26 protein-coding genes are annotated in these 26,167 nt (G+C 62.0%); 22 read left to right on the top strand and 4 right to left on the bottom strand.

Annotation, left to right across the window (positions count from 1 at the left end; all coding sequences use genetic code 11):
* Window positions 1-4: 4 nt before the first annotated feature.
* Window positions 5-430: a hypothetical protein gene (locus tag NE852_RS12950; protein WP_258156633.1), complete on the top strand. Its 426-nt coding sequence runs from the start codon at window positions 5-7 to the stop codon at window positions 428-430.
* 229 nt (window positions 431-659) lie between these two features.
* Complete coding sequence (locus NE852_RS12945) at window positions 660-2,681, top strand: hypothetical protein (RefSeq protein WP_308821737.1); 2,022 nt, start codon at window positions 660-662, stop codon at window positions 2,679-2,681.
* Between the two features lie 33 nt (window positions 2,682-2,714).
* Here NE852_RS12945 and NE852_RS12940 read toward each other — a convergent pair whose 3' ends face one another.
* Window positions 2,715-2,930 carry a hypothetical protein gene (locus tag NE852_RS12940; RefSeq protein WP_008537087.1) on the bottom strand — a complete coding sequence of 72 codons (216 nt, stop codon included), beginning with the start codon at window positions 2,928-2,930 and terminating at the stop codon, window positions 2,715-2,717.
* Window positions 2,931-3,071: 141 nt separating this feature from the next.
* The gene (locus NE852_RS32735; protein ID WP_374992009.1) at window positions 3,072-3,335 is read right to left on the bottom strand and encodes a hypothetical protein; all 264 of its coding nucleotides are present in this window, start codon (window positions 3,333-3,335) and stop codon (window positions 3,072-3,074) included.
* 220 nt (window positions 3,336-3,555) lie between these two features.
* On the opposite strand from NE852_RS32735, the gene NE852_RS12930 reads away from it, so the two are divergent.
* Together NE852_RS12930 and NE852_RS12925 are read left to right on the top strand one after the other, a co-directional pair.
* The gene (locus NE852_RS12930) at window positions 3,556-5,019 is read left to right on the top strand and encodes an oligosaccharide flippase family protein (RefSeq protein ID WP_258156632.1); all 1,464 of its coding nucleotides are present in this window, start codon (window positions 3,556-3,558) and stop codon (window positions 5,017-5,019) included.
* A gap of 420 nt (window positions 5,020-5,439) precedes the next feature.
* Window positions 5,440-6,348: a hypothetical protein gene (locus tag NE852_RS12925; RefSeq protein WP_037175178.1), complete on the top strand. Its 909-nt coding sequence runs from the start codon at window positions 5,440-5,442 to the stop codon at window positions 6,346-6,348.
* Between the two features lie 48 nt (window positions 6,349-6,396).
* On the opposite strand, the gene NE852_RS12920 is transcribed toward NE852_RS12925, so the two are convergent.
* A complete protein-coding gene (locus NE852_RS12920) occupies window positions 6,397-7,233 on the bottom strand; it encodes an alpha/beta fold hydrolase (protein WP_258156631.1) in 837 nt (278 codons plus the stop codon).
* A 367-nt stretch (window positions 7,234-7,600) separates the two neighbouring features.
* Here NE852_RS12920 and NE852_RS12915 point away from each other — a divergent pair, with 367 nt between their 5' ends.
* From NE852_RS12915 to NE852_RS12860, 12 genes are all read left to right on the top strand, one after another.
* A complete protein-coding gene (locus NE852_RS12915; protein ID WP_008535471.1) occupies window positions 7,601-8,233 on the top strand; it encodes a hypothetical protein in 633 nt (210 codons plus the stop codon).
* A gap of 87 nt (window positions 8,234-8,320) precedes the next feature.
* Complete coding sequence (locus tag NE852_RS12910) at window positions 8,321-10,306, top strand: hypothetical protein (RefSeq protein WP_258156630.1); 1,986 nt, start codon at window positions 8,321-8,323, stop codon at window positions 10,304-10,306.
* Window positions 10,296-10,763, top strand: a complete 468-nt coding sequence (locus NE852_RS12905; protein WP_008535466.1) for a hypothetical protein — start codon at window positions 10,296-10,298, stop codon at window positions 10,761-10,763. Before NE852_RS12910 ends, NE852_RS12905 begins: the two co-directional genes overlap by 11 nt.
* A complete protein-coding gene (locus NE852_RS12900; RefSeq protein WP_008535465.1) occupies window positions 10,756-11,295 on the top strand; it encodes a hypothetical protein in 540 nt (179 codons plus the stop codon). Before NE852_RS12905 ends, NE852_RS12900 begins: the two co-directional genes overlap by 8 nt.
* Window positions 11,296-11,304: 9 nt before the next feature.
* Window positions 11,305-13,530, top strand: a complete 2,226-nt coding sequence (locus NE852_RS12895) for a hypothetical protein (RefSeq protein WP_258156629.1) — start codon at window positions 11,305-11,307, stop codon at window positions 13,528-13,530.
* 54 nt (window positions 13,531-13,584) lie between these two features.
* Window positions 13,585-16,005 (top strand): hypothetical protein, encoded by a 2,421-nt coding sequence (locus tag NE852_RS12890; RefSeq protein WP_258156628.1) that lies wholly within the window; start codon window positions 13,585-13,587, stop codon window positions 16,003-16,005.
* Between the two features lie 145 nt (window positions 16,006-16,150).
* Window positions 16,151-17,770, top strand: a complete 1,620-nt coding sequence (locus NE852_RS12885; RefSeq protein WP_008535436.1) for a hypothetical protein — start codon at window positions 16,151-16,153, stop codon at window positions 17,768-17,770.
* 68 nt (window positions 17,771-17,838) lie between these two features.
* Window positions 17,839-18,174, top strand: coding sequence for a hypothetical protein (locus NE852_RS12880; RefSeq protein WP_128623667.1), 336 nt, complete (start codon window positions 17,839-17,841; stop codon window positions 18,172-18,174).
* 57 nt (window positions 18,175-18,231) lie between these two features.
* Window positions 18,232-18,486, top strand: a complete 255-nt coding sequence (locus tag NE852_RS12875; RefSeq protein WP_008535430.1) for a hypothetical protein — start codon at window positions 18,232-18,234, stop codon at window positions 18,484-18,486.
* Between the two features lie 54 nt (window positions 18,487-18,540).
* Window positions 18,541-18,744 carry a hypothetical protein gene (locus tag NE852_RS12870; RefSeq protein WP_008535428.1) on the top strand — a complete coding sequence of 68 codons (204 nt, stop codon included), beginning with the start codon at window positions 18,541-18,543 and terminating at the stop codon, window positions 18,742-18,744.
* Entirely contained in the window at window positions 18,741-19,136 is a 396-nt protein-coding gene (locus NE852_RS12865) for a hypothetical protein (protein ID WP_008535426.1), read from the top strand. The genes NE852_RS12870 and NE852_RS12865 overlap by 4 nt, the downstream gene beginning before the upstream one ends.
* A 138-nt stretch (window positions 19,137-19,274) precedes the next feature.
* Window positions 19,275-20,231 (top strand): S1C family serine protease, encoded by a 957-nt coding sequence (locus NE852_RS12860; RefSeq protein WP_008535424.1) that lies wholly within the window; start codon window positions 19,275-19,277, stop codon window positions 20,229-20,231.
* A 312-nt stretch (window positions 20,232-20,543) separates the two neighbouring features.
* Here NE852_RS12860 and NE852_RS12855 read toward each other — a convergent pair whose 3' ends face one another.
* A complete protein-coding gene (locus tag NE852_RS12855; protein WP_008535422.1) occupies window positions 20,544-21,164 on the bottom strand; it encodes a helix-turn-helix transcriptional regulator in 621 nt (206 codons plus the stop codon).
* Window positions 21,165-21,527: 363 nt separating this feature from the next.
* Between NE852_RS12855 and NE852_RS12850 the strand changes: the two genes are divergently transcribed.
* The 6 genes from NE852_RS12850 to NE852_RS12825 all read left to right on the top strand — a co-directional run bounded on the left by NE852_RS12850 (window position 21,528) and on the right by NE852_RS12825 (window position 25,949).
* Entirely contained in the window at window positions 21,528-21,761 is a 234-nt protein-coding gene (locus tag NE852_RS12850) for a helix-turn-helix transcriptional regulator (RefSeq protein ID WP_008535419.1), read from the top strand.
* Entirely contained in the window at window positions 21,758-22,027 is a 270-nt protein-coding gene (locus NE852_RS12845) for a hypothetical protein (protein ID WP_258156627.1), read from the top strand. Before NE852_RS12850 ends, NE852_RS12845 begins: the two co-directional genes overlap by 4 nt.
* A gap of 5 nt (window positions 22,028-22,032) precedes the next feature.
* A complete protein-coding gene (locus tag NE852_RS12840; protein WP_258156626.1) occupies window positions 22,033-22,503 on the top strand; it encodes a hypothetical protein in 471 nt (156 codons plus the stop codon).
* 86 nt (window positions 22,504-22,589) lie between these two features.
* On the top strand, window positions 22,590-23,486 hold the full coding sequence (locus NE852_RS12835; protein ID WP_258156625.1) for a CHC2 zinc finger domain-containing protein: 897 nt from the start codon (window positions 22,590-22,592) through the stop codon (window positions 23,484-23,486).
* A 17-nt stretch (window positions 23,487-23,503) separates the two neighbouring features.
* Entirely contained in the window at window positions 23,504-24,934 is a 1,431-nt protein-coding gene (locus tag NE852_RS12830; RefSeq protein WP_008535410.1) for a virulence-associated E family protein, read from the top strand.
* A gap of 214 nt (window positions 24,935-25,148) precedes the next feature.
* Complete coding sequence (locus tag NE852_RS12825) at window positions 25,149-25,949, top strand: glycoside hydrolase family 108 protein (protein ID WP_008535408.1); 801 nt, start codon at window positions 25,149-25,151, stop codon at window positions 25,947-25,949.
* Window positions 25,950-26,167: the final 218 nt, after the last annotated feature.

Raw genomic sequence — 26,167 nt, 5'->3', positions numbered from 1 at the left:
CGCCATGGTGACGGTGATCGCGAACGAAAGGGGCTATTTCGACGGCGAGCTGCGCGAAATCGGCGCTTGCTTCGTCGTGCCGGATGAACTCTGGAACGACGAGGAGCGGCGGCCGAAATGGGCAAGCCTTGCTCCGCGGGGTGCGGGCGGCGCCAGGATCGTCAAGCCGAAAGGCGGCGCGGGCGATGATGTCGTCGCCGAGATCCCCGAGGACTGGCAGAGCCTCTCGGCGACCGCACGCAAGGCGCTGGCGAGATCGATCTCCGGGGAGTTGGTGGCGAACATGAAGGACGCCGATGGCGTGATCGCCGCCGAGATCGAGCGGCGTGCGGCGGAGGCTGGCTCGGATGGCGAGAAGGTGGCCGGGAATGGTATCCAGGAGGCGCTCGGGCTGCAACAGCCCGACTGGGTCGTGCCTGGCGCGTCGTAGCCGGGAAAGGGTTGACGGGAGGGCGCGTTGCCCTCCCTCAGACTGACGACAAAGCTGCCAACTTCCCTCTCGTCATGCTCGGGCTTGTCCCGAGCATCTGCCTCCGCTCGGTAGGGCATGAGATCCTCGGCACAGGGCCGAGGATGACGCAGGGTGAAGAGCTGGGTTCGTCGACAAACCGGGAGGGCGCGTTGCCCTCCTTACCGCACTCCAGACGAGAAACATCCTGATGGCCGAGATTTTCAATGAGCAGCGTGTGATCGGTGTGCACATCGTTCCCGACGGGACGGTGCTACACAATGGGCGGCGTGTGGTGGGTATCCGCGAGGCCGATAGCGGCGTGCTGTTTACCGGCGGCCGGCGGGTTCTCGGCGTCAGTGTGCTCTCCGGCAATGAAGTGATCTATAACGAGCAGGTCGTCATCGGCGCGGTGATCATCCGGGACGGCCGCACGCTCTATAACGGGATGCCGGTCGTGACGGTCAGCGGCAGCGGCGCAGCACCCGTCGATCCCGATCGCTACATGTTCTTCGCGACGCGCAACCGCATGCCGTCAGGCGGGCTCGTCACGGCAGCGGCGGGCACCAATTATGTCTGTTCGAAAATCGTCGTGTCGTCGCCATCCTACCGGACCAACAGCTTCCGTTTCCATTTCTCCGGCTTCGCCTGCACGGAAGGCGGCAACAGCCCGCAGGAAACGGTTTATGCCGGCAATGCGACCGTTATCGACGGGCTCTCGATCCGGGTCGGCGGCGTGTTCCATGCCTGCAACTTTGCCGGAGCGGCCGGCGTCACGATCCCCGATCAATCGCAGGGCGTGTGGAGCGATCCGCTGACGCTTGCCGAAACCGTGGCCGCCGAGACGGATATCGAAATCTGGCTGTTCTACCATACCGATGCCGGGCAGATGCAGCTGCCGGTCTACCGCATCCAGAAACACCGCGGCGAACGCATTTGGGGGGCTGCCGATTACGCATCGCTCGTTGCCTTCAAGGACACGCCCGATGCGGACAGCACGGCGGCGCTGGACACGAATTACGGCGGCCAGACGCAGCCGCAATATTACGGGCCGGATTTCATGGTGGCCAAGGGCGACTGGGACGGCCGGCCGGTCGCGCTCGTCGCCTGCGACAGCATCGGCGAGGCGAGGCAGGAATTTTCCGCGGCCGCAGACCAGCGAGGCAATCTCGGCTGGCTGAGGAAATGGCTCGACTCCGGCTGGCGGATTCCGCATCTGATGATCGGCATGCCGGGTGCTGCGGCCTTCCGCGAGCTCACCGGCTCCGGGGCCAGCATCGCCACGCGACGCTGGGCGATCGTCGATGAGATCATTGCCTTCAACAGCGGCAAGCGGCCGTTTACCGTCATCCTCAACCAGATGGGGCAGAACGATACGACGACGCCCTATTCCACCTTTTTCACGACGCGATATCTCGGCTTCGTCAATCGGCTGCGGGCACGCTACAGCGGTGTGAAGGTGGTCGCGCTGCCGCCGCTCGGGCGGACCAATGCCACCATCTCGATCACGCTGACCTCCGTCGGCACGCTGGCGACGGCGACCTGCGCCTCGACGGCACATCTGGTTTCGGGTCAGAGCCTGTCAATCGCAGGGGCTACGCCCACGGCCTATAACGGGACCTACACGATATCGGTCACGAGCCCGACGACCTTCACCTATACATTCGCCGGAGGCACGTCGCCGGCGACAGGCACGATCACCGCCGCCGACGATTTCAGGACCGAGGCAAGCCAGACATACGCCGCGCAGAACAGCTATCCCGCCGACGGGACCGATGCCTCGAACAAATGGCGCCTGCGTAACGACATCCTGGCGAAGACGTCAGCCTGCTGCGACGACAGCATCGATACGCTCGCCGCCTGGCAGGGACCGGCCGGCATGGGCAAATGGCCGGGGCAAGTCGATCTGCCCTCCAGCCTATTGACCGCTCAGGCCGGCTCGGACGGCGTCGCCACCTATACCTCAATCCAGGTGGCCGACGGCTCGATCTTTTCCCCCGAACAGCCGCTTCGCATCTACAGCGCCGACGGCCTGACGCTGCTGCGCTCCCCGACGATTTCAGCCGTGATCGGCAACGTCCTCACGCTCGCGGCCGCGGCGACGGTGCTGCCGGCGGGCAGCCTCGTCAGGCAGGCGGTGTCGCCGGAAGGCGTGCATCCCTATCCCGCCATGGCAAAGCGGATCAGGCTGGGGATCGCGCAGGGCGAGAAGGAGAAATTGAAGGCGGCGTGAACCTGTTCAGAGGCCCGCCCTTCAGGCCTCGTCTTATGCCAGCCGTCCACCAGCCATCAAGCGAAGCTGATGTTCATCGTGGACGCCCTGGCGGTAGAGCTCGATGATGAGGGCGCCGATGCTGTCGGCTCTCTCGCTGGATCTTTCGATATCGAGGTCGGTGCAGACGGCTTCGTGAACGCGGCGACATATGTCGAGATCCGCCGAAGAGAGCGGTTCGTCGCGTGTGTTGAACAGCTTATCCGACATCGCCTAGCCCTTTTTCGATGCCCATGAGTCGCTTTCGAAAAAAGATAATTTCGCGATGTTTCTTCTTCAAGATGGACGAAGGACCGAATTTCAAGACAATCCGGAAGCGGCAAGCGAAGGCCGATCGCCAAAACGAGCGACCTATTCCGCCCCGGGAGCCTTGCCGCCTTCGCGCGACAGACGCAGCTCCTTCAGCCGCTTTGTCTTCTCCCTGCGCGCCCGCTGCTCGGCCTCGATCGTTTCCTTTGCGGTCCGTTCGGTATTCTCGAAGCGATGCTGCCGATAAGCCTTTGATGAGGGTTCACGTTCTCTTGTCATGGCTTTGAAACGCCAAGGGGCGGAAACGGTTTCATCGGAAATGGGAAATCTGCGGCAACCGTTGGGCGGGCTACCGGAGGCATCAATACCAGGAAGTCTGGCATTAAGTATTTCTGTAATTTCTCTTATAAAAAAATGACATTCTAGATTATTACGCGAAAACCCAGAGGTAAGCGGACGGAATTCCTCTTCGAGTGTTGTAGATGATCTCTTCGCAAGGATGGGGCCTGCGTGACTAATTAGTTTTTTCATGCTTCATGATTGAATCGGCGTGTCATATCTCGGCACTGGAAAGTAGGACTCCAAATTGTCTGCTAGTGTGAAGAAAAAGGCTGTGGCGTCTGCGCTGTGGTCTGTTGTCAGGATCGGCGTAGATCAAGTTTTTTCTTTTGTCGTATTTGTGGTTGTTGCCCGTATCCTCGGACCGGTCGAGGTCGGATTATTTGCCCTCGGTATGATTGTTTCCGAGATGGGACGCATATTCGCGACCTCCGGTTTCTCCGATGCGGTAACGAAAGCGAGAGAGGACGACGAGGAAATCGTTTCGCGAGCCGCGTTCTGGGGAAACATGGGCATGGCTGTCGCCTGTGCGGTGCTCATTACGATGCTTGCTCGACCGATTTCATGGCTTATGGGAAGTGATCGGCTGGAGGGGGTTCTCATTGCGCTTGCCTGGACACTTCCCATTTCTGCCGGCGGAGCAATTCACATGGCGCGCCGGTTGCGGCGGTTCGGGCATAAGACACTCGCCATTCGATCCATCATTGCGGGATTGATCGGCAGCGCCGCTGCTGTTTGGGCGGCCCATGAGAATTTTGGCGTCTACGCCCTGGTGATACAGAGGTTCATCACCGAACTCGTTACAATGCTGACGGCGTGGCTTGCCTTTCGTTGGTGGCCATCGGTCAGTTTCACACGCGCACAGCTTATGGAGGTTCTCCCCTTCAGCGTGAGCATGGCCGCTTCGAAACTGATCGGCGTGATTATCTCCCGCGTGCAGGATATGATTATCGGGGTTTTCGTCGGTCCGGCGTCTGTCGGCTTTTATCGCGTCGCTCGCCGGACGATCGACATGCTTTCGATCGGTACGCTGACGCCCATTTCCACGGTCTCGGTGAATCTCTTCGTCACCATCCGTGAGGATCAGGCACGGGTGAAGCAGACGTTCGTCCGTTTGTTGAGTGTGGCCGGCGCGGTGTCATTTCCAGCATTCTTCGGCCTGGCTGCGGTCGCCAAGGATCTGGTGGCAATCCTCTACGGAGAGCGGTGGCTTGAAGTCGTGCCGATGCTGCAGGCGCTGTCGCTCTTTTGCATACCGAGCCTATTCGGCCTGCTCTTCCTTTCCATGCTGACCTCTTTCGGTCAGTCCAAGAAGGCTCTTCGCTTTACCACCATACAGTTTTTCGTCACCGTCGCATTTGCTCTCGCTGCCGCGCCTTTCGGCGTGTGGCCTATCATATTGTCACTGCTCGCGCGCGGATATGTGATGATCCCCTACCAGATCAAACTGATCGAACCTCATACCGGATGCTCATTGTCAGAAGCGGGGCAGGCGATCCTGCGGCCGCTGATGGCTGCGCTGATCATGGCAGTTTCGTGCTACTGCCTGACGACGTACGGGCTTGCGCCGATCCACAATGTAATTCTGCGCCTCGTTACTGCGATCAGCGCCGGGATGATCATCTATGCGGGAGTCTTGTTTCTGACCGACCGTCAATCGATTATCTGGTTGATCCAGCTATCAAGATCGCGTTCCGAAAAATTCAGCTAGAGTTGCGATCAGCAATAAGCTCATCAGCTTTCCCATGTATGGCGAGCGCCCTTTGAGGCGATCGCCATATTTTTTTTGGTATTACATGCCTTCAATGACGTGCCTGCCAATTAATATTAAGGCTGAAATATCGTCTGGGAAATTCTCCGTCTTATATTTTAAGTTGCTTTTTATCGATTTACCTTACTTGAAGAGTCTTGTTTATCTCGCCGTAAAATACAGGTAGGCGATACTAGCGTGCTAGTATGATTTCGATTTTCAATTCTGTGGATATTGAGTGATTACAGCCAGAACCTCTTATCTGGAGGCACTTCCTGTGCATTCAATAAGAGCGGGGGCCGATCAATAGATCGGCAGGGAATATATTTGATGGAATTTGCTTGCTCTGAAGTTCAGGGCGGCTTTGAGATGGGGGTCTCAATGAAAATGTTCGCCTTCAGTAAAGTTTCCAATTTCGGGGACCAGTTAAATCATTGGCTTTGGCCCAAACTTTTGCCCGGAGGGTTCTTCACTGAAAATGACGACCGGCTGTTTCTCGGGATCGGCTCTATCCTCTATGACAACCATTCCGCCAATGCGGAGAAAGTTGTTTTCGGAGCAGGCTATGCCGGATATTCGGCGCCTCCGGCCATCGACGAGACCTGGAAGCTCTATTTCGTGCGCGGCAAGAACACCGCCGCAGCCTTGAATCTGCCTGAAGACATGGCAGTCGGTGATTCCGGCATCCTCATAAGGGCTGTGACGCTTCCGCAATATGAAAAGCGCTTTCGCGTTTCCTTCATGCCGCATTACGAAAGCGCGATGTTCGGCAGCTGGCAAAAAATCTGCAACAAGCTCGGCATCAATTTCATCGATCCGCGATGGGACGTGGATGTCGTGCTCGAGCACATGCTGTCGTCTGAACTCCTGGTTTCCGAAGCCATGCACGGCGTCATCATCGCAGATGCCTTGCGGGTGCCGTGGAAGGCGATCCTGCCACACGATCCAAACCATCGGAATAAATGGCACGACTGGGCAAGCGTGCTCGATCTCAAGATCGATTTCCAGCGGCTTGGGCCATCTAACGCGCTGGAATGGCTGATGAGCTTCTTTTGGGGAAAGCGACGTTTCGTCTACGCCATGCGAAAGCGTCGGGACAGATTTTTCAGCTTCGGTTTCGGTTTGCCGCTGGCCACCGCTATCGGTGCACTGAAGAAGGCCAGTCAGGCTGACGGCCAGTTGAGTTCCGATATCAGCATTGAACGGGTAACACGCCGCATGCTTGTCGAGCTCGACCGCCTGAAGATGGATTTCGCTCCTGCCGCCATGACGGTGAACGGTGCGTTTTGATGCATGCCCGGCATTCCGGGCGCCTTGTCGGCGCCCGGTGTTTGCGACTCAGCCCTTGATGAAGGCCAGCAGGTCGGCATTGATGATGTCGGCGTTGACGGTGCACATGCCGTGCGAGAATTTCTCGTAGACCTTCAGCGTCGCGTTCTGCAGGAGCTTGGACGAGAGCAGGGCGGAATCGGCGATCGGAACGATCTGGTCGTCATCGCCGTGCATGACGAAAGTCGGCACGGTGATAATTTTCAGGTCCTCGGTGAAATCGGTTTCCGAGAAGGCCTTGATGCCGTCGTAATGGGCCTTGGCGCCGCCCATCATGCCCTGGCGCCACCAATTGTTGATAACAGGTTCCGACACTTTCGCGCCCGGGCGGTTGAAGCCGTAGAAGGGGCCGGCCGGGAGATCGCGGTAGAATTGCGCGCGGTCGGCGGCGAGCTGGCTGCGCAGGCCGTCGAAGACTTCGATCGGCAGGCCGCCCGGATTGGATTCGGTCTTGACCATGATCGGCGGAACGGCGCCGATGATCACCAGCTTGGCGACGCGGCCCTGCGGTTGGCCGTGGCGGGCGACATAATGCGTTGCCTCGCCGCCGCCGGTGGAGTGGCCGACATGGACGGCGTTCCTGAGATCGAGGTGCTCGACGACGGTGGCGGCATCCGCGGCGTAATGATCCATATCGTGACCGTCGCCGACCTGGGTGGAGCGGCCGTGGCCGCGGCGGTCATGGGCGACGACGCGATAGCCCTTCTCCAGGAAGAACAGCATCTGGGCGTCCCAGTCGTCCGAGCTCAGCGGCCAGCCGTGATGGAACATGATCGGCTGGGCGCTCTTCGACCCCCAATCCTTATAGAAGATCTCAACGCCGTCCTTGGTAGTGACTGTGCTCATCTTTTTGCTCCGTGTTGGTTGGATATTGCAGGCGGAAGTCTGCGCCGTCGCCGGCGCAATTGGGCAAGGTCACGGGCGCGGGTGAAATCGCGCCGGGTGCTGATGTGTTTATCTAATCCGGGTTTCTACCGAATTGATATGACAGATTTCCATAAGTGAGAGCGCAGATAAGTAAAGCTGCGGAGGTCACAGCGTGCAAGTTCCTGGGGTGAAGTTTTTTATGCCGAGCGCACGCCTCGCCCTGGATGAGGCTTCGGGGCGTGAGGCCCTCCTGAGTAGGCACGGTATCTTCACAAACCACTGTACGCATTTCATGGCCACAACCATCCACGCACTAAGGTCAGGTCAACCACGGGGTTGATCGACCATGACATCCATTATTTCCATCTGCAATCTGGCGCTTGCTTCCATCGGCAAAGACAGCATCAATGCGTTGACCGAGCCGACGGTGGAGGCGCGGGCATGCAATCGGTTCTTTGCGCCGGCGCGCGATGCGCTGCTGCAGGCCTATCCCTGGCGTTTTGCCGGGAGGACGCGTTCGCTTGCGGCGATCGAGAACGATCGGCCGGGGGAGTGGGCCTATGCCTATGACCGGCCGGTCGACTGCCTGGCGGTGAGGGGCGTTCGCTCCGCACTTGACGTGACGGGTGACGCTTCGGCGGCGGGTGGTGTCTTTTCCGGTGGGGCGACTTCCACGGCGACCGGGCATGCCTATGACGCCGAGGGCGGTGTGATCTATTGCAATGTTTCGCCCGCCTATCTGAATTTCACCGAACGGCTGACCGACCCGACAAAATATTCGCCGCTGTTCATCGACGCGCTTGCCTGGCATCTGGCGGTGCGGCTCGCCATGCCGTTGACGCGCGATGCGCAGGTGCGCGCCGATGCATTCCAGCTGGCCACGAGCACGCAGGCGCTCGCCCAGACGGCGGATGCCAACGAGGTTTGGGGCGGCGCCGACGATCGGGACGGACTGACGGGAGGGCGGGGCAATGGCTGATTTGCGCGCCTACCAGCCGTCCTTCGGGGAGGGGAACTCTCGCCGGCGCTCTGGGCGCGCGTCGACCAGGGCAAATATGCCATCGGCTTGAAGACGGCGCTGAACCTCTTCATCAATCCGCATGGCGGTGCATCGAACCGCGCCGGTCTCGCCTTCATCCGCGAGGTCAAGGCGAGCGCCAACAAGGCGCGGTTGATCCCCTTCCAGTTCAACACCGAGCAATCCTACGTGCTGGAATTCGGCCATCTTTACTTTCGGGTCTTCCGCGATGGCGGGCTCGTTCTAACAGGTGCCACACCTTACGAGGTGACAACGCCCTATGTGCATACGGCGCTCGACGAGCTGGTGTTCGTGCAGGAGGCGGATGTCATGTATATCTGCCATCCCGACTATCCCGTGCGCAAACTGGCGCGCCATGCCGACAACAACTGGACGCTCACCGTCGTCACCTTCGCACCGAAAATTGCGGCACCGACAGGTGTTGCTGCCGTCCCGCTCGGCGGATCGGGAGGCACGACAAACGGCTATTGCGTTTCGGCCATCGACAATGAGAGCGGCGAGGAAAGCCTTCCTTCGACGGCTGTTTTCGTCAACAATGACCTGACGGTGAGCGGTCGCAAAAACCGCATCACCTGGGCTGCGGTGGCGGGCGCCTCGCGCTATATCGTCTATAAGAGCGACAACGGCGTCTATGGCTATATCGGCGGCACGGCCGGACTGTTGTTCGACGACGACAATATCGCGGCCGATCTTGCCGATACGCCGCAGACGGCGCGCAACCCCTTCAACAGTGTCGGTAACTATCCGCGCTGCGCGACCTTCATCGAGCAGCGGCTCGCCTTCGCCTCGACCAAGAATGATCCGCAGGCTGTGTGGCTGTCGCAATCGGCTAACTACGAGAATTTCGGCTATTCCTCGCCCTCCAAGGCGAGCGACGCTGTGACCTTCCGCATCCGTGCCCGGCAGGTGAACGAGATCCGCTCGATGCTGGCGCTGCGCGGGCTGATGCTTCTGACATCGGGCGCCGAGTGGATCGTCAGCGGCGGCTTGCAATCCGACGCGATTTCTCCCTCGTCGATCAAGATCGACAATCAGGGCTATCGAGGCGCGGCGCGGGTGCAGCCGATCGTCGTCGGCAACACGGTGCTGTTTGCCCAAGAGCGCGGCGGCGTCGTGCGCGACTTCAGCTACGTCTATACCGAGGACGGCTTCGTCGGCAAAGACCTCACCATCCTTGCCCGCCACCTCTTCGAGAACCGGCGCGTCAAGGCCTGGGCCTATGCGCAGGCGCCCTATTCGATCGCCTGGGTGGTGCTCGACAACGGCGCGCTCGTTTCGCTCACCTATCTCAAGGAGCACAATGTCTGGGCCTGGACGCGCCATGAAAGCGGAGCTGACAACGACGCCGTTTTCGAGGACGTAACCGTGATTGCCGAGGGCAATGAGGACGTGCCTTACTTTCTCGTCAAACGCACGATCGGCGGCCAGCCGCGGCGATATATCGAGCGGCTGCACAGCCGCGTCTTCCAATCGGTCAACGACGCCTTCTTCGTCGATTGCGGCCTGACCTACAGCGGGGCGCCGGCGACCATGATCGGCGGGCTTTCGCATCTCGAGGGCCAAAAGGTGGTGGCCCTTGCCGACGGCAATGTCGTGCGCAACCTCACGGTAACAGGCGGGGCGGTGACGCTCGAGGTCGCTGCTTCCAAGGTGCATGTCGGCCTGCCCGTGGTGGCGGCGCTGCAGACGCTCGATATCGATCTCGGCAATGTCGGCGGGCTCGGCACCGTGCAGGGGCGGCAGAAATCGGTGAGCAATGTGACGCTGAGGGTCGAGCAGACGCGCGGCATCTTCATCGGCCCCCGCGATGGGGCGCGTGGCGACGAGCATCTCGTCGAATACAAGCAGCGCTCGACGGAAGATTGGGGCGATCCGATCGAGCCCATCACCGGCGACATTTCGCTGACGCCGCAATGGGACTGGGACACCGGCGGCAATATGTGGATCAAGCAGTTCGATCCGCTGCCGATGACCATTCTCGCCATCATGCCGGATATCACCCTTGGCCGCTGAGATCCGCGTTCTGCCCGTCCGCGCGCTTGACGTGCGCGAGGTCGCCCGGCGCATGCGCCAGGCCGACCGCGACGAGGTGTGGAAGGCATCCGGCATGAGCCCGGTTCGGGCGCTCAGCTATTCGCTGCGCAAGTCCTCGGCCGCTTGGACTGTCTTCATCGATGGGCGGGCCGAGGTGATCTTCGGCGTCGGCGCCATCAACATCCTTGCCGGCGTCGGCGCGCCCTGGCTGCTCGGAACCGACGCCATCGAACGCCATGCGGCCGGCTTTCTCCGGGGCTCGATCGAGTGGAGGGACCAACTGTTGCGGCACTATCCCATTCTGAGAAACCTCGTCGATGCCGACAACCGCGTCTCGCTGCGCTGGCTGCGTTGGCTGGGGTTTTCGATTTTCGATCCTGTCAGCCTGCGCGGTCATGAATTCCGCCCATTCGAATTGAGGTGCTTCGATGTGTGATATCGGTCTTGCCCTGGCGCTCGGCTCGACACTGGTCAGCGCTGCCGGCTCCGTGCAGCAGGGGCAGGCTGCGAAAGCGGCCGGCAAATACAATCAGCAGGTCGCCGAAATGAATGCCGAACTCTCCGAGCGCCGCGCGCAGGATGCGCTGGAGCGGGGCCAGCAGGAGGAACAGCGCAAGCGTCAGGAAGTGGCGAGGATCCAGGGAGCGCAGACCGCCGCAATGGCGGCGAACGGCCTCGACATCACCTTCGGCTCGCCGCTCGACACGCTTGTCGATACCGCAACGCTTGGTGAGCTCGATGCACTGACGATCCGCACCAATGCCTATCGCGAGGCCTATGACCACCGAGTCGACGCCGTCAACCAGCGGGCCGGCGGCACGCTGGAGCGAGCGAAGGGAGATGCGGCCGCAAAGGGCGGATATCTGGCGGCGGCGGGCACGATCCTGACCGGGGCGGGCAAGTACTATGAGGGGCTCAACAGCAAGCCCAAGACAGCCACGACACCAACGACAGCCAAGACGAAGTGAGGGCGAGCCATGGTCACCGTTCCCGAATACCAGGCCAGCATCGCGACGCGGCCGATTTTTCAAAGCAAGCTTGACGTCAAGGCCGACGCCGACAACTTCGGCGCGGCCGTCGGCAGGGGCATGGGGGATCTGGCGAAGGGTATCGAAGCTCTGGGGACATCGATCTCCAACGTCAAGAAGCAGCGCCAGGACGCTCAGCAGACGGCGAACGGCGGCGCTGCCGAACAGAAGGCAGTCGATCCCATGGCGCTCGACAACGTCATGCGCGCCAAGGACCGCGAGAACCAGCTTGCGGCCTGGGATCGCGCCGCCCGATATGGCGAGGGCGGCTTCATGACGCTGACCGGGCGGGCGGCGGTGGATGGCCGCGCCGACTACGAGCGGCGGCTCATGGAAAAGCGTAGGGAATTCGGCGCCGGCCTTTCGGGCGAGGCGGCCGCGCTTTATGGCCGGGCCGCCGACGCCAGGATCAATGCCTCGCTGCAAAGCGCCGTCGTCTATTCCGGCCAGCAGCGCAAGGTCTGGTTTCAGGAGAATGCCGCCCAGCGCGTCGACAGCTTCGCAAGGGATGCGGTGGTGAATTTCACCAGACCCGATCTGGTGACGAAAAACGTCGCGGCCGGTCTGCTGGAACTCCAGGAGCAGGGGCGGCTGGAGGGCTGGAGCGGCGATACGATGATGGCGCGCGGCAGCGCGTTCGTCTCCGGCGTTCATAGGGACATCACGCTTCGGCTGGCCCAAGACGACCCGATCGCCGCCGACCGCTACCAGAAGGATCATGCCGGGCAGATGACCGGCGCCGACCACGACATGCTGACGCAGGCGCTGGAAAGCGAGATCAGCAACGAGCATTCCAAGCGTGAGGCCGGCGCGATCCTGACCAGCGGCCGACGCGCTCCCGCACCATCGGACGATGCTGCCGGCGATCTCACGGATGCCGGCTCGCCATCGGCCCGCACGGTTGCGGCCGCCGGACCGACCAGGATCCGCCAGGACCTTGCCGCGCGGGTGCCCGGCAAGGCGACGGAGACGATCGACAGGCTCGGCGAGAGTTTCGCCACCAACCTTGCGGCGATGATCGAGGATGCGCCGCCCGCCATTCGCGACGGGTTGCAGATCATCAGCAGCTCCAAAGGCGCGCCCGATTCCGTCGATCTCGGCTGGAAGGGCCAGGCGCTGAAATCCGGGGCGGCGCCGAAGGAAGTGTACGACTATATCCACGACAACGCCGCCCGATACGGCATGTATTTCCCCGTGACCGACGATCCCGAGCAGGCCGCGCCGTTTTCGACGCGCGGCGGCACGGTGGCGCCGCGCGGCAACCGGGTGGCGCAGCGTGCGCTCGGCCCTTCCACCGAGGATATAGACCGGAGCCTTGCCGGCATCGGCGACGACAAGGTGCGCCAACTCACCCAGCGGCGCGTCCAGACGACGCTCGAAACGCAGGCGAGAGCCGAGGACGCGCGGATAAAGCAGGCCAAAGCGGAGCTTTGGCGGGTGATCGACGCGGGCAAGACGCCTGATGACGTGCCGCGGGAGATCCGGCAAGCGGCTGGCATGGAGGCGGTCTCGGCGGCATGGAATTATATGCAGACGGTGGCCAAGGGCCGGGCGGGACAGGGCGACGAGGTGTTGCTCTATGACATGCGCAGGTATGCCGCCATGAACCCTGATGGATTCGCCGGTGTCGATCTCAGCGATTATCGCGGTCGGCTGGGGACAGGCGCATTCCGCGAGCTGTCGGAGCTGCAGAACGACGCGCTGAGCGGGCAGGCGGCGATGAAACGCGAGGGGTTGCAGCTCGCCGATGCCTTCGCGCAATCGCAAAAGCAGCTCGAATCCATCGGCATTACTGCAAACGGCAAGTTCGGAGCCGAGCGGCAAGCGGCGATACAGCAGATAGCGCGGTTTCAGAACGCGCTCGCTTCCGAGATCGCGGCGTTCAAGAAAGAAAATAACGGCAGGACGCCGAACGAATTCGATATTTCATCGATGCGCAACAAGCTGCTGCTGCCGCTGGTGCTGCGCGAGCCGGAGCCGGCTGCGGAAGTCCCTATGCTTGAACTGGCCGATTGGGCGGATCTCCCGCCCGACGCCCGGCAAGGGCTGGCATCCGAACTTTCGCGCGACCTCGGCAGGGAGCCTGATGAGGCTGAGGCGATGGGCTATTACAAGGGCATCGTTTCGCTGCTTGCGCTGGCTGCCGGGGCTGATGGCGGCATCCGCCATTCATGATGCCAACCGTCTGGATTCTAAGCTTGTCTCCTCATCATGTTTGGAGACAAGCTATTGGAAACGCTGCCGGAAACGAAGATAACAACTACGGGTGGGCCAGAAGCCAATGCTGCCGCCGACGGTTCCCCTGAGCAACCGGCGAGCGATCTTCTCCCCGCCAACGAGACTGCGCAGACGACAGGCGTTCCGGCGCCGCTGACGGAACCAACAATACCGAACAGCCTTCCGCCCGCGGCGGCGGGTATCATGCTCCGCTCCTCGAATGAAGACCCCGATCAGGTGGCGAGCGATCTCCGCCTTGCTGAGGATTATGCGAGGGAGACGGACGGTCCGGTGCCGCCGTTAGCGCTGGTGAAGCAGTATCGCGACAGCTTTCAGCAGACACTGCAGGAGGCGCAGAACGCGACGATTCTTTCCCAGGCGCCGGTACTGTCCGACTGGCTGCTCACGCCTGGAAATGCGGCGTTGGCCGCCGACGACCTGGCGACGCTCGCGTATTTTGACCGGCTCGGCAGGCCGAATGTGCGCCCGGTGGACGCGGACAGCCCGGGTGTCAATACGCCACCGGCTGCCCTGCACAACGCGAGCACCCCGGCCGCACCCGAGAAATCCATCCAGGAGGTGCTAGCCCAAGAGGTCGCCGAAGCGAAGGGCAAGAGCAAGGAAGAGATCGCTGCGCTACAGGACCGGATAGAGGTGCAGCTGGATCTCGACCGGGAGAACTTTCAATCGGTTCTTCAAGACGTGTTAGCCGGCAAACGTACGGGCGAGGAAGCCCTGGCTGTGCTCAATCCGAAGACACCCCGCGACGCTTTAGAGGTTGTCGAGGCTGTAAAAGGTGTCCCTGGTGGCGCCGTTGGGTCGGTCGGAAAGGCGATGGAAGGTACCGGCCAGGTGTTTGCGTCGGTCTTCTCTGCAGGCTCCGAGTCCCGCAAAGCATTGGCGGCGGCCATTATCGGGATTTACGGCAAAACACTATCCCGAGAACAAGAGAAGGAACTGCGCGATCAGATATGGGCTCAGGGCGAGATCAACCCGAATATTGCTCAATCCGTGGTCAGCGACCTGTTAGCCGGCGACGAGACACCGGAGGGGGCTGCGGCGAGGCTTGAGGATCCTTTGAATGCGTTGGCAATGGACCTGCAGGCGGGTGGTGCGTGGACACAGGACTTTGGCGGGCGTCTTTGGAAGGCCCGGCCCGGAATGGAGAATAGTCCCGGTCGCAAGTTCGGAGAGGCTTTTGGCTCTATGTTGCCGTTGGTTGTCATTGCTGCTGCGTCGGGCGGCAGCGCAGCGGTCGCCTATAGTGCGGCGCAGAACGCTGGCGACGCAGCTTCAGCAGCCCGCAAGGCTGGCAAGGACGAGCATACGCAGACGATAGCTGCTTATGGCGGCATCGTTCCGGGCATTCTCGGCAGCGTTCCGGTTAGCCGCTTCATTCCCGCTCCTGTCGCGAAGGCGGGCGCGGCAGCATTTCTCAAATACGTTGGCCTGCAGGCCGTGATTTCGGGAACTCAGAATGCCGGTCAGCAAGCGTTGCAGAACGCAATCGCGAAATATCTCTATGCGCCTGACAAAAGCCTGATCGACGGCGTTGCGGTCAATTTTTCCGCAGGCGCCTTTGTCACCGCGATGGATCTGGCCGTCCGCGCGATGATAAAGGGCGCAAAATTCTCCAGCAGTCCCGGCAGTCGGCTGCAAGACGGGGGACCTGGGAAAACGGAAGTCACCATCGGGGAAATATCCCGGCAGGCGCAGGCATCCAAACTGCGTCAGCGTGATCCGGATAGATTTCGGTGGTTTGTCGCGCAGGCAATGCGGAACGGTCCTGTTGAGAGCATTTATGTTCCGGCCCAGAGGTTTGTCGATTATTTCGTGAAGCGGGGAATCGATCCTCGTAAGGAGATTAACCGCCTCGGCTTGGTCAGCCGCAGCGATCTTGACGACGCGCTTGCCGCTGGCGGCGATCTGAAAATCTCGACTGCGACCTATGCTGCAAGAATTGCCGGCTTCGAACATGATGAGTTCTTTAAGGAGAATGCAAAGTTGCGCCCCGGCGACATCTCCATGCGAGAGGCCAAGGAACTTAAACGGCGTGAGGAAGAGGCGCAGAAAGATGCCGAAGGCGCGCGCATCGACCAGGAGGCACGTGACGCCGTCGAAGGCACGGAGAAAGATGCTGAAACCGCCCGCGTCAATCGTGCCCCGCGACGCTTCGCAAAAGAAGCACCTGGAGATGACGGGGCCGTCGATATGGACGAACAGGCGCGGCGGGCTGTCGAGGGCGTGGATAAAGACCCCGAAGCCGCTAGCGTCAACGAGAAGGCAGGACGCCTTGCGGGTAAGGCTTCTGGCGATGCCAAGGCCGTCGACCTGGATGAACAGGCACGTCGTGCCATCGAGGGTGTGAATAAGGCCGCTGAAACCGCCCGTGTGAACCGGAAGACAAATCCCATTGCGAGGAAAGCGCCCTGAGATGCCAAAGCCAGCCATCATTCGATCGTCTGGTCGAGGTCTGCCGGCGGACGGCCTACCTTTCCCGCGAAATATCCACTCCAGCCAGATGGGGAAACAACCATCGGCGCTTATGGTCTTTCTGAAACCAAGCGAGTGACGGCACATGACGATATCAAGCACGAACAATCGATCCGGCCCTTATCCCGGCAATGCGGTGACGACCGTTTTCGACTATGATTTCTTCATCGCCGACGAGCGGCATCTGCTCGTCATCAAGCGGCGCGCCAATGGCGACGAGGAGATCCTGACGCTCGACGCCGATTACAGCGTCTCCGGCGTCGGCAATCCCGAGGGCGGTTCGATCAATACCGGGGCGAGCTGCGCTCCCTCCGCCCAGGAGACGGTTACCCTGCTGCTCAACGTGCCGTTTACCCAGGAAACGGAGCTGGAGAACCAGGGGCCGTTTTCGGCAAAGACCATCGAAACCGCGCTCGACATCGCCGCCCAGCGCGACCTGCAGCTGAGCGAGCGGCTTGACCGGGCGATCGTCGTCTCTCCGACCTCGACGCCGACGGAGATCGCCGAGCTCATCAACGGCGTCTTGCGGCTGGCCTCGATCATCGAGCCGGTGACGGAACTGGCGAGCGTGGCGCAGAGCATTCCGCCGGCGGCCAACGTCGCCGCGCAGATCGCGACCGTTGCCACCGTAGCGGCGCAGGTGGCCGCCGTTGCCGCGATCGCGGCGCAGACGGTCGCCGTTGCCGGCGTGGCGGGGAATGTCGGGACCGTGGCGGCCAATATCCAGGATGTGACGAATTTTGCCGATGTCTATCTCGGTGCTTCCGCCGTCAACCCGGCTCTAAGAGCAGACGGATCGGCGCTGCGGGAGGGCGACCTCTATTTCAACAACGTGGACCGGGGGATGCGGGTCTATGGCTCCGCGGGCTGGGTGCCGACCGACGGAACCGTGACGGCCGCAAAAATCTCCGACCTGCAGGCTGACAGGGACGCTATCGCGGCAAAGCTCGTCATGCCCGATTTCGTTCGCGGGCTGGTGCCGAACCCCAATGCCGGCGTACCGCTCACCAGCCTCGACATCAGCGCCGGCGATGCACGCTTCGGCGGCAAATACACCTCTTTCAGCACCGTTTTGACCAAGAGGCTGAACGCTGCCTGGTCGGCGGGAACGGGCGGTGGCTTCCTGGACACCGGCACGGTCGCGGCAAGCAAGACATACCATGTCTATGTGCTGCGCAAGCTCTCCGACATCAGCATTGGCGATTTCATCGCGTCGCTTTCGAATACCTCGGCAGGGGTGACGGTGCCGGCTGGGTGGGAGATTCTGACGAATGGCCGGATTGGGTCTTTCCTGACGAATGCGAGTTCGCAGATTGTGGGGTTCAAGCAGTATGGGAGCAGGGTGAAGCTGGTCGCTGGGACAACGGAGTTTTCCGCCAACTCCCCGTTTGACAGTGTAGCCTATAACCCAGTCGGTCTCCCTGACGGCATCTCCGTCGATGCACGCCTGCTTATTCAAGCTGCCGCAAGCAACGGCTCCGTTGTCAACTTCCGCTGCGATACGGAGGAGCATGCCAGCACCAATGGGGACGCCAACATATTCCTCAATATCGTTTCTCCCGTTCGCTTCCAGATGGGTGCCAGGGTGAGAACAACCGGCACAGGTACTTTGTGGGCGCGCTTCGACATCCCCGTCGGCAGCGGCGATGTCAGCTTGTTTACCCATGGTTGGGATGACTACACAGTAGCGAGGTTACAAGCATGAGAGTTGTGCACGTCCGTAGGGATCCGGAGTCCCATAGGGTTGCCGGGGTCTTCTCTAGCCCCACAGCCATGGAAGGTCTTGAAGCCATCTCGGATGAACATCCTGATGTCGTCACCTTTCTGAGCCCGTCAACGGGCTTTCCAGTACTTCAGAAATGGCAGCTCTGGCTCGCCGCTTTGGAGCTGGAACCGCCCGTCTACAAGGTCGATATCATGGAGGTCATCTCCACCATGGCTGACAAAACCCCGCAGGAGAAGGAGGCCATCAGGATCATGGTCGAGGATACCCAAGCCTATCATCGGGAGGACCCTCGAATTGATCTCCTTGGCCAAACGATGGGCATCACGCCCGCTGAGATGGATGACCTTTGGCGCTGGGCCTCCCAGTTTCAACCCGCCTCTTGACACGGCGTTGCCGACAGCCGTCGCCACCCAAAGAGCAAAACCACGTCGAGTAAATCCATGGATCAGCAATTTAGAGCAGAGATCGAGAAACTGCACGAAAGGGTGAGCGGCTTGAAAGAGCGCGTCGTCAATCTAGAGGCGCAGCATCCGCACATCAACGCCGCCTTGGCGCGGATCGAGGGCAGCGTCGACAAGCTGACGAACAGGATCGGCAGGGCCATCTGGGCTGTTGTTACCCCTGTCATCGTCCTGGCAGTCGGCGCCGGTTTTAAGATCATCGCGTCTGGCTCTCTCGCGCATATCGGTCCGTAGTTCGGCGCTCAACTCTTACCGGGCTAGGATAGCGGCTCCAAGGAGACCTCTGATATGATGAGCGTTGTTGTTCGCATTGCCTTGCGTTATCTCGCCGCCGCGTTGGTGGCAAAGGGCGTTTTCTCGCCTGATGTCGGCAATCTTCTTTCCAATGACCCCGATATTTCGATGATAGTCGAAATCGCCGCCGGCGCCGTTATCGGTCTGTCTGCCGAAGCCTGGTACTATCTTGCCAGCCGGTTCGGGTGGGCGCGATGAGTTGGCTGGCGAAGCTTCTTCTCGGCGGCGTGATGGAGACATTCACGGCGCCGCTGCTTTCCGCCTGGAAGGCGAAGCTCGATGCCGAGACCGATGAAAAGCGCCTTGCTGCCGAGCAGGCGATCAAAGGCATCGAGGCGGCGCGCGATATCGCGGTTGCCGAGGCCGCCGATCGCTGGAGCGCCACACGGGTCGGCCGCTGGCTGATCGTCGTTCCCTTCGGCATCTGGTGGGCGTCGATCTATCTCGTCCAGATCGTCAATCCATGGTTTGGGCTTCATCTCGTCGTGGTTGATGTTCCTCCCGACATCCACAGCATGGCCTTGGTGCTGGTTCCCGCCATCGTGATCGGTGATGCCGGCGCATTGATCGCACGGCGGTTTGCTCGGTGAGGTCGGCCGCCATCTACTTGAACGCAACCCTCATCCCAACCATCTAATCTCTACACAACAGCGCCATGGCCAACCCTCGCAATCGCGGTGGCTTTGCCGGCAGCGGGGCGGCCGTTCTTGCTGCCTGAGGATCAGACAATGGGTTATATGGATAAGGAGATCGTGCCTCAGAATGATGGGGCGCTGATCGATGCCTATTCGCAGTCGATTGCGGCGGCGGTCGATATGGTTGGGCCGGCGGTCAGCCGGATCGAGAGGGTCGGCGGCCGGCAGGGGCATGGGTCGGGTTTTGCGATTTCGCCGGATGGGCTCATCATCACCAACAGCCATGTCGTCGACGACGCCAGGGGCGTTCGCATCACCACGCCCGACGGATTCGTGACCGAGGGGCGAGTGCTCGGCCGGGATGTCGATACGGATATCGCGCTCATCCGCGCCGATTCCAGCACCGGCGCCTGGGCGAAGCTCGGGGATTCCCAGCGCCTGCGCAGGGGCCATATCGCGATTGCGATCGGCAATCCGCTCGGCTTCGAATGGACGGTCACCGCCGGCATCGTTTCGGCGCTTGGCCGCTCGATGCGGGCGGCAAGCGGCCGGCTGATGGAGGATGTGATCCAGACCGATGCTGCGCTCAATCCCGGCAATTCGGGCGGGCCGCTGGTCTCCTCCGGCGGCGAGGTGATCGGCGTCAACACCGCCGTCATTCAGGGCGCGCAGAGCATCGCCTTCGCGGTTGCGTCGAATACGGCCAATTTCGTGGTTTCGGAGATCCTGCGCCACGGCCAGGTGCGGCGTGCCGTCATCGGCATTGCTGGCGATACGATCGTGCTGCCGCGCCGGGTGGCACTTGCGGCCGGCACGGCGCAGACGACTTCCGTCCGCGTCCGGCGCGTCGAACCGGACGGGCCGGCGGCGAAGGGCGGGCTGCAGGAGGGTGATTATATCCTCGCGATCGATGGCAGCCCGGTCGGCGGCGTGGACGATATCGTCAGGCTGATGGACGGCGGCAGGATCGGCAAGGAGACGGAGATCCTGGTGTTTTCCGTGGCCGGGCGGATCGAGAAGAAGAGCCTGGTGCCGATGGCGCGGTCCTAGAGTAATTCCAGGCAAAGCGCGAAGCGCTTTGGCCGGGAATTGCGTAAAAACAAAAAGGTTGAGCGGTTCTGAGCTTCCGTGAAAAATTGAACCGCTCTGGGCGGGCGGTTTCGGCGTCAGGGCCGCGCAGACGTGGCGTTGCGGCGTGTCCTTCGAGGCGATCCTGCGGATCGCACCCCTGGATGAGGACGGTGGAGAATGCCGCGCCAAGACCCGAGAGCGCCTGATCTCGATATGCCCTGCAGGTGCCTCGAAGGACAAGGCAGGTGGGCGGTGTCCTATGCAGCAGCCGATTTCGTCAGTGCACCCGCCCTACGGAATGACCGCAAGGACCGGGGTGGCGGTGTCGAGCAGGGTTTCCTCGGTGGCGCCTGACGCGGTCTGGATGCGGGCCTCGCCGGTCTTTCGGGCGCGCTCGACCTTGGCCATGATCTGGTCGCCGTCCCGGGTGCGGCAGATGGAGAGGACGCCGATCGCCGCCGTCTCGACCTCGTCGGTATGGCCGAAGAGAATGACGGCGTCGTCCCAGATCGACAGCGGTCCGGAGGCCGCCCGCACCTGGGCGGCGATGACCTGGCCTTCGACGAAATCGCGCACGGCCGCCTTGGCGCGGTCGATGACGGCCTGCGGCAGCGGGCGCGGCTCCTTCAGCCGCTCGACGGAGCCTGTCTCGTTGATAACAGCTGCCAGCAGGATGCGGGTAGGGGTTCCGTCCGGCTCGACCGAAACGCCGGCGTGATTGAGAACGTCCGAGAGCGAAACGCCCAGGAACAACGCAATCTGGTTTGCTTCTTCCATCTTCATTCTCCGCGTGCCAGACAGCATGCGCGAGGCGGCCGAAGGATCTATGCTGAGATGCCGCGCGAGGCCTCTGACAGATTTCTGCCGTTCGTCCAGCTTCTGGAAAAACCACTTCTTATCGATTTCGGTCATCCCGGTTTCCTCAAACATCATTTGATGGAACCGAGTTGTTGCAGATTTCGCAACAAACGGCAAGCGGATGAGACGTTGTCGCATCACGTTGCGTAAATTGCATGAGTTCATGACTGATGCCGGCGGCATTTCGGCCGCGACGGTGGTTGAGAACTTTCGGCGTTCCTTCTTCGTTCTGCAACCTAGATAATTGACTTTGCCTTCTGGAGTCAATATCAATGAGGAAAATATTCCTGTATCGAATTGTTGCACGCTATCGCTCCTCGATTTATCGGAATAAAATCCCATAATCGGCCTAGTCAGGCTTGACGATGCTGCTGTCGCATCATATGTTGCTATTATCGCATCAATCGGGGAGCGCACGTGCAGAGGCTCTGTCAGGACCACAAGACTCCATGGCGGAAGGTTTACGAGAAGATCGGCCTTTCCCAGGCGGAACTGGCGCGAGCGATGGGGTGCCATCGCTCCAAGATCAGCCGGGCGCTCGGCGATGATGAGGGTTTGATCGGTGGCCGCGACCAGCTGCTGCTGATCAAGGTGGCGCGCGAGCGCGCTATCGAGCTTTCGGCCGACGATATGCTGCCGGAGCGGCGATGAGCGGGCGGACATTCCCGAGCCTTCTCCGGCAGGCGGAGCTGCTCGACGGGATGGTCGGCCATTGCCTGATGCGCGGTGGCGTGCCGGCGGGCGAGGCGTTGATCGGGATCACCGGCGCTGAAGCCAGGGAGCTTCAGGCGCTGGCACGGCTACGAGATCCGGCGGCTGATCGCCGGTTGATGATCGCTCGCCCGAAAGGGCGACCGCATGAAGTTTGGAGACAGGCCGGACGAACGGGACGGCGAACAGACGCAAAGGAAAGGTGAATCCGATGACGGCAGCAGACAGGAAAGTCAGATTGGCGCCGGCCGCGATGAGGCGGCCGGTTTCGGGCGAGGCGGTTGAGCCGGCTCGGAAAGAGCGGGTCATGGAGAAGGCGGGGGCGGGGCCCGCGGCGATGGAGCCGATCAACTGCCCGTGCTGCAAGCAGCCGGTGGCAGCGCCCACGCTCGAAATCGTCGTCGATCGCTATCATGTGACGCCGCTGCAGGCGCGCATCCTCGGCGCGGTCTGGCGCGGCAGGGGCATGCCTGTTCAAACCGAACGGATCTTCGATGCGATGTATGTCGACGATGCCGATGGCGGGCCGTCGCCGACGCGCATGTATGCCGCCTTCAAGGTGGCGCTCTGCCATCTCCGTACCCGGCTGGAAGGTTCCGGCATCGGCATCGAAAATGTCGGCTATCGCCAGGGCTACCGGCTGATCATGGCAGGCGAGATTGCGCCGGCTCGCCGCGCCTGACGGCGGGCAAGTGAACTGAATTCCGCGCCCGAGCTTGCACCCGCCAAATGTTGCGGCGATCACAACGATCAGATCAGGGGTCTGGTATGACCGAAGTCGAACGTGTCAGGCGTGATATCTGCCTGTCCGAGGAGGCGGCTCGCCACGGGCTGGCGCTGAAGCGGGCCGGGCGCGAATTCGTCGCCTGCTGCCCCTTCCATGCCGAGGCGACACCCTCCTTCACCATTTTTCCCGGGAAGGACCATGTCGAGCGTTTCCACTGCTTCGGCTGCGGCGCGCATGGCGACGTGATCGATTTCGTCAGGAAAATCAAAGGCGTCGACCTCGCGGGAGCGATCGAGATCCTCGGCGGCCGCTTTGCAGCGCCCGATCCTGCGCTGCCGAGAACGGTGGCGCTCGACGTCTATGCCGGGATCGTGCCACTGACGCCGCCTGCCGCATCCATCGAATGCGGCAGGCCGGTGCGGCTTTACAATCCGAAGCGACGGGGCGAAAGAGCCGAGTGGGGCTCTTTCGCCCCGTCGATGGTCTTTCCCTATCGCGGGCAGGAGGGCGGGCTGATCGGCCATGTCCTGCGCCACGAGCTTGGCGGGGGCGGCAAGGAAACGCCGATGGTCATGTGGGTGCGTCTGCCTGATGGTACCGAGACCTGGTGCCGCTTTCCCTTTCCCAAACCGCGCCCGCTCTATGGGCTCGGCCAGCTCGGCGCGGCGAGGGCGGTTCTCGTCGTCGAGGGAGAGAAGTGCCGCGACGCGCTGTCGGCGGCCACTGGGCGCACCGTGGTTTCCTGGCCCGGCGGCACGCAAGGGGTCAAGCATGCCGACTGGTCGCCGCTTGCCGGCCGCAACATCCTCATGTGGCCGGATGCCGATCGGCCGCATCCCGAAACCGGCGTCATCGCCGGCATGAAAGCCGCTGACGATATCGGCACGATCCTCACCGGCCTCGGCTGCAGCTATCGTGTCCTCGGCGTCGTTCGATAAGGCGGCGCGCAGTACTCATGACATCCCCTCCCTATCTCTATGCCGACTGGCTTTCCGGGCGCGTGCCCCCGAAGGGCTGGGATGCGGCCGATGCCGTCGGCGACGGCTGGAGCGAGGACGAGCTCTCCGGCTTCATCCAGGCAGCGGCGCGGCCATGGACGCCGCCCGCGGCTCCGAAGGCGCGCCAGGCTCGGCCAGCGGCCGCCGGCAAAACCATCGCGGCCGACAATGGCTGGCAGATGGAGCTGCTGCGCAGTGAAAAGGGCAGGATCAAGCCAGGCGCCACGCGCAACTGGGCGCTGTTCCTCGAACATCACCCTGATCTCTCGGGTATCTTCGCCTTCGACGCGTTCAAGATGGGCGTCGTGCTGATGCGCCGGCCGCCCTGGGACGCGGCCAGGGGCCGCTGGCGCGAACGCCTGCTGCAGGATCGCGATTACAGCGAGGCCGTCATGTGGCTGGAGGCGAACGACATGACGCCGAAGGTCGCGACCATCGCCCCGGTGATCCAGACGGTGGCCGAACATGCGCGTTTCGACCGGCTGACCGATTATCTCGAGGGGCTCGTCTGGGATCGCAGGCCGCGGCTGCACAACTGGCTGACTTATTACATGGGCATCGAAGATACGCCCTACGCCCGGACTGTCGGCCTGCGCTGGCTAATATCGAGCGTGGCACGCGGGCTGCAGCCGGGCTGCAAGGTCGATACGATGCCGATCCTCGAAGGGCCGCAAGGGGCGCGGAAATCCACCGCCGTGCGCATGCTCTATGGCGACGATTTCTTCACCGACGAATTGTCCGACATCGGCTCGAAGGACGCGATGATGGAGATGCAGGGCATCTGGGGCCTGGAGGTTGCGGAAATGCATCGCTTCAACGCCTCGGAGACCAGCGCGGTCAAAAAATTCCTGCGCAAGCAGACCGATCGCTTCCGCCCGCCTTACGGCCGGTCGGTTGTCGAGGCGCCGCGGCGCGTCTGCCTCTGCGGCACGATCAGTCCCGACGGCAATCCCTATCTCAAAGATACCACAGGCGGGCGCAGCTTCTGGCCGCTGACGGTCGGGCGCATCGACATCGAAGCGATCGCCGCCGACCGTGACCAGCTCTGGGCGGAGGCCGTGGCTCTCTACAAGGCCAAGACGCCCTGGTGGGTGCAGGAGGAGGAGCAGCAGGCCGTCGTCGCCGAGCAGGAGAAGCGCACCGATGTCGACGTCTGGGTCGAGGTGATCGTTCCGACACTGAAAGGCGAGAGATCGCTTTCCCAGCACGAGATTTTGAAGAGCCTCGGCATAGCGGCGAAAGACGCCGACTGGCGCCACGCCGGCCGCATCGGCCGCATCGTGAAGAAACTCGGCTGGACCGCCAGCCGCGACCGCAGGGGCGGCGAGGACCGGGTGGTGTTTCTCAATCCGATCTTTGATGAGGGTGGTGAGGGAAAGGTGTTCTAGAGACGGGAGGTCCATGAGGGCTAACCTGGCGCCTGCCGTTCTCTCTTTAGCCACGAGTGCCGACGTCCACTCCGGCCTTATCCTGAGGCGCGGGCGAAGGACGAGGACGGCCACCACCTTCAGGAGCATTTTCAGCGGATGGCCGCAGGCGTTCGATCCGACAACTCTTCATCGGCAATGGTTGGCGCAGGTTTCATCCGAAGGGAAAATTGCCATGGCCAAAGGAAACTTGTCTGCCTGCCTGCCGATCACGCTTAACTACGAAGGCGGCTTCACGTCAGACATGCGCGACCCGGGGAATTGGACCGGCGGCGCCGTCGGCAAGGGCACCTTGAAAGGCACGAAATACGGCATAGCCGCTGCGAGCTACCCCAATCTCGATATCGCCCGGCTGACGCTCGCCGACGTAACGCCGATCTATCAGCGGAACTACTGGCGGCCGCTCGGTGCCGAGGCGCTGCCTGCAGGTCTCGATCTGGTGACATTCGATTTCGGCATCAATTCCGGCACGGCGCGGGCAGCCAAGACGCTGCAGGCGGTGGTCGGCGCGACCGCCGACGGCGTCGTCGGCGGCGAGACGCTGAAGAAGGCGGCGGCGAGCGATGTCAAACAGGCGATCCAGGCGCTTTGCGCAAAGCGGCTTGGTTTTCTGCAGGGGTTGAAGACCTGGACGACCTTCCGCGGCGGGTGGTCGAGGCGGGTCGCCGATGTTGAGGCAAGGGGTGTCGCCATGTGGCTTGCGGCCTCGGCGCATGCCGATCCGAAAGGCGCGCTACTGGAGGAGGCCGGCAAGGCAGAGGCGGCGGCCAGGAAGCAGCGGCGCAGCGCCGGCGGGACCACTGCCTTGGCAACCGGCGGCGTCGGTTCGAATGTGGTGCTCGGCGGGCAGGTCAACTGGCTGCTGATCGCGGGTGTCTTCGCCGTCGTTCTCGTGGCGGCGGGGATGCTGGCGGTGAAGGCGCGGCAGAGCAGGGATCGCGCTACGGCCTATCAGGCATTGGCGAAGGTGTCGTGAACTGGAGCGGGGCGGCTTTTTCGGGTTGCCCCCAGATCCTAGGTGATCCTAGAGATCGCATCAGGGATGCGGGCGTCCTCTAACGTCCCTCATGCTAAGGTGCGTAGCCCGCAAGGCGAAGCCTCGAAGCACACATTCAACGCTGCTCCTTGCGTTCGTCAACCGCAAACGCGCCCGCCTCGTCCTTCGAGGCTTCAGCCTTCGGCTTCCGCGCCTCA

The sequence above is a fragment of the Rhizobium sp. Pop5 genome, from assembly GCF_024721175.1.
In the GTDB taxonomy this organism is placed as follows: domain Bacteria; phylum Pseudomonadota; class Alphaproteobacteria; order Rhizobiales; family Rhizobiaceae; genus Rhizobium.
The sequence above is the reverse complement of the archived record's forward strand: the minus strand, read 5'-3'. Positions and strand labels throughout refer to the sequence as shown.

Excerpts from the sequence above, each read along its gene's own strand:
- NE852_RS12900 (WP_008535465.1), top strand. The coding sequence starts at position 10,756 with ATGTGTGATATCGGTCTTGCCCTGGCGCTCGGCTCGACACTGGTCAGC.
- NE852_RS12830 (WP_008535410.1), top strand. The coding sequence starts at position 23,504 with ATGACATCCCCTCCCTATCTCTATGCCGACTGGCTTTCCGGGCGCGTG.
- NE852_RS12835 (WP_258156625.1), top strand. The coding sequence starts at position 22,590 with ATGACCGAAGTCGAACGTGTCAGGCGTGATATCTGCCTGTCCGAGGAG.
- NE852_RS12880 (WP_128623667.1), top strand. The coding sequence starts at position 17,839 with ATGGAAGGTCTTGAAGCCATCTCGGATGAACATCCTGATGTCGTCACC.
- NE852_RS12895 (WP_258156629.1), top strand. The coding sequence starts at position 11,305 with ATGGTCACCGTTCCCGAATACCAGGCCAGCATCGCGACGCGGCCGATT.
- NE852_RS12920 (WP_258156631.1), bottom strand. The coding sequence starts at position 7,233 with ATGAGCACAGTCACTACCAAGGACGGCGTTGAGATCTTCTATAAGGAT.
- NE852_RS12845 (WP_258156627.1), top strand. The coding sequence starts at position 21,758 with ATGAGCGGGCGGACATTCCCGAGCCTTCTCCGGCAGGCGGAGCTGCTC.
- NE852_RS12925 (WP_037175178.1), top strand. The coding sequence starts at position 5,440 with ATGAAAATGTTCGCCTTCAGTAAAGTTTCCAATTTCGGGGACCAGTTA.
- NE852_RS12875 (WP_008535430.1), top strand. The coding sequence starts at position 18,232 with ATGGATCAGCAATTTAGAGCAGAGATCGAGAAACTGCACGAAAGGGTG.
- NE852_RS12915 (WP_008535471.1), top strand. The coding sequence starts at position 7,601 with ATGACATCCATTATTTCCATCTGCAATCTGGCGCTTGCTTCCATCGGC.
- NE852_RS12885 (WP_008535436.1), top strand. The coding sequence starts at position 16,151 with ATGACGATATCAAGCACGAACAATCGATCCGGCCCTTATCCCGGCAAT.
- NE852_RS12865 (WP_008535426.1), top strand. The coding sequence starts at position 18,741 with ATGAGTTGGCTGGCGAAGCTTCTTCTCGGCGGCGTGATGGAGACATTC.
- NE852_RS12860 (WP_008535424.1), top strand. The coding sequence starts at position 19,275 with ATGGGTTATATGGATAAGGAGATCGTGCCTCAGAATGATGGGGCGCTG.
- NE852_RS12870 (WP_008535428.1), top strand. The coding sequence starts at position 18,541 with ATGATGAGCGTTGTTGTTCGCATTGCCTTGCGTTATCTCGCCGCCGCG.
- NE852_RS12825 (WP_008535408.1), top strand. The coding sequence starts at position 25,149 with ATGGCCAAAGGAAACTTGTCTGCCTGCCTGCCGATCACGCTTAACTAC.
- NE852_RS12840 (WP_258156626.1), top strand. The coding sequence starts at position 22,033 with ATGACGGCAGCAGACAGGAAAGTCAGATTGGCGCCGGCCGCGATGAGG.
- NE852_RS12855 (WP_008535422.1), bottom strand. The coding sequence starts at position 21,164 with ATGACCGAAATCGATAAGAAGTGGTTTTTCCAGAAGCTGGACGAACGG.
- NE852_RS12950 (WP_258156633.1), top strand. The coding sequence starts at position 5 with ATGGTGACGGTGATCGCGAACGAAAGGGGCTATTTCGACGGCGAGCTG.
- NE852_RS12940 (WP_008537087.1), bottom strand. The coding sequence starts at position 2,930 with ATGTCGGATAAGCTGTTCAACACACGCGACGAACCGCTCTCTTCGGCG.
- NE852_RS12945 (WP_308821737.1), top strand. The coding sequence starts at position 660 with ATGGCCGAGATTTTCAATGAGCAGCGTGTGATCGGTGTGCACATCGTT.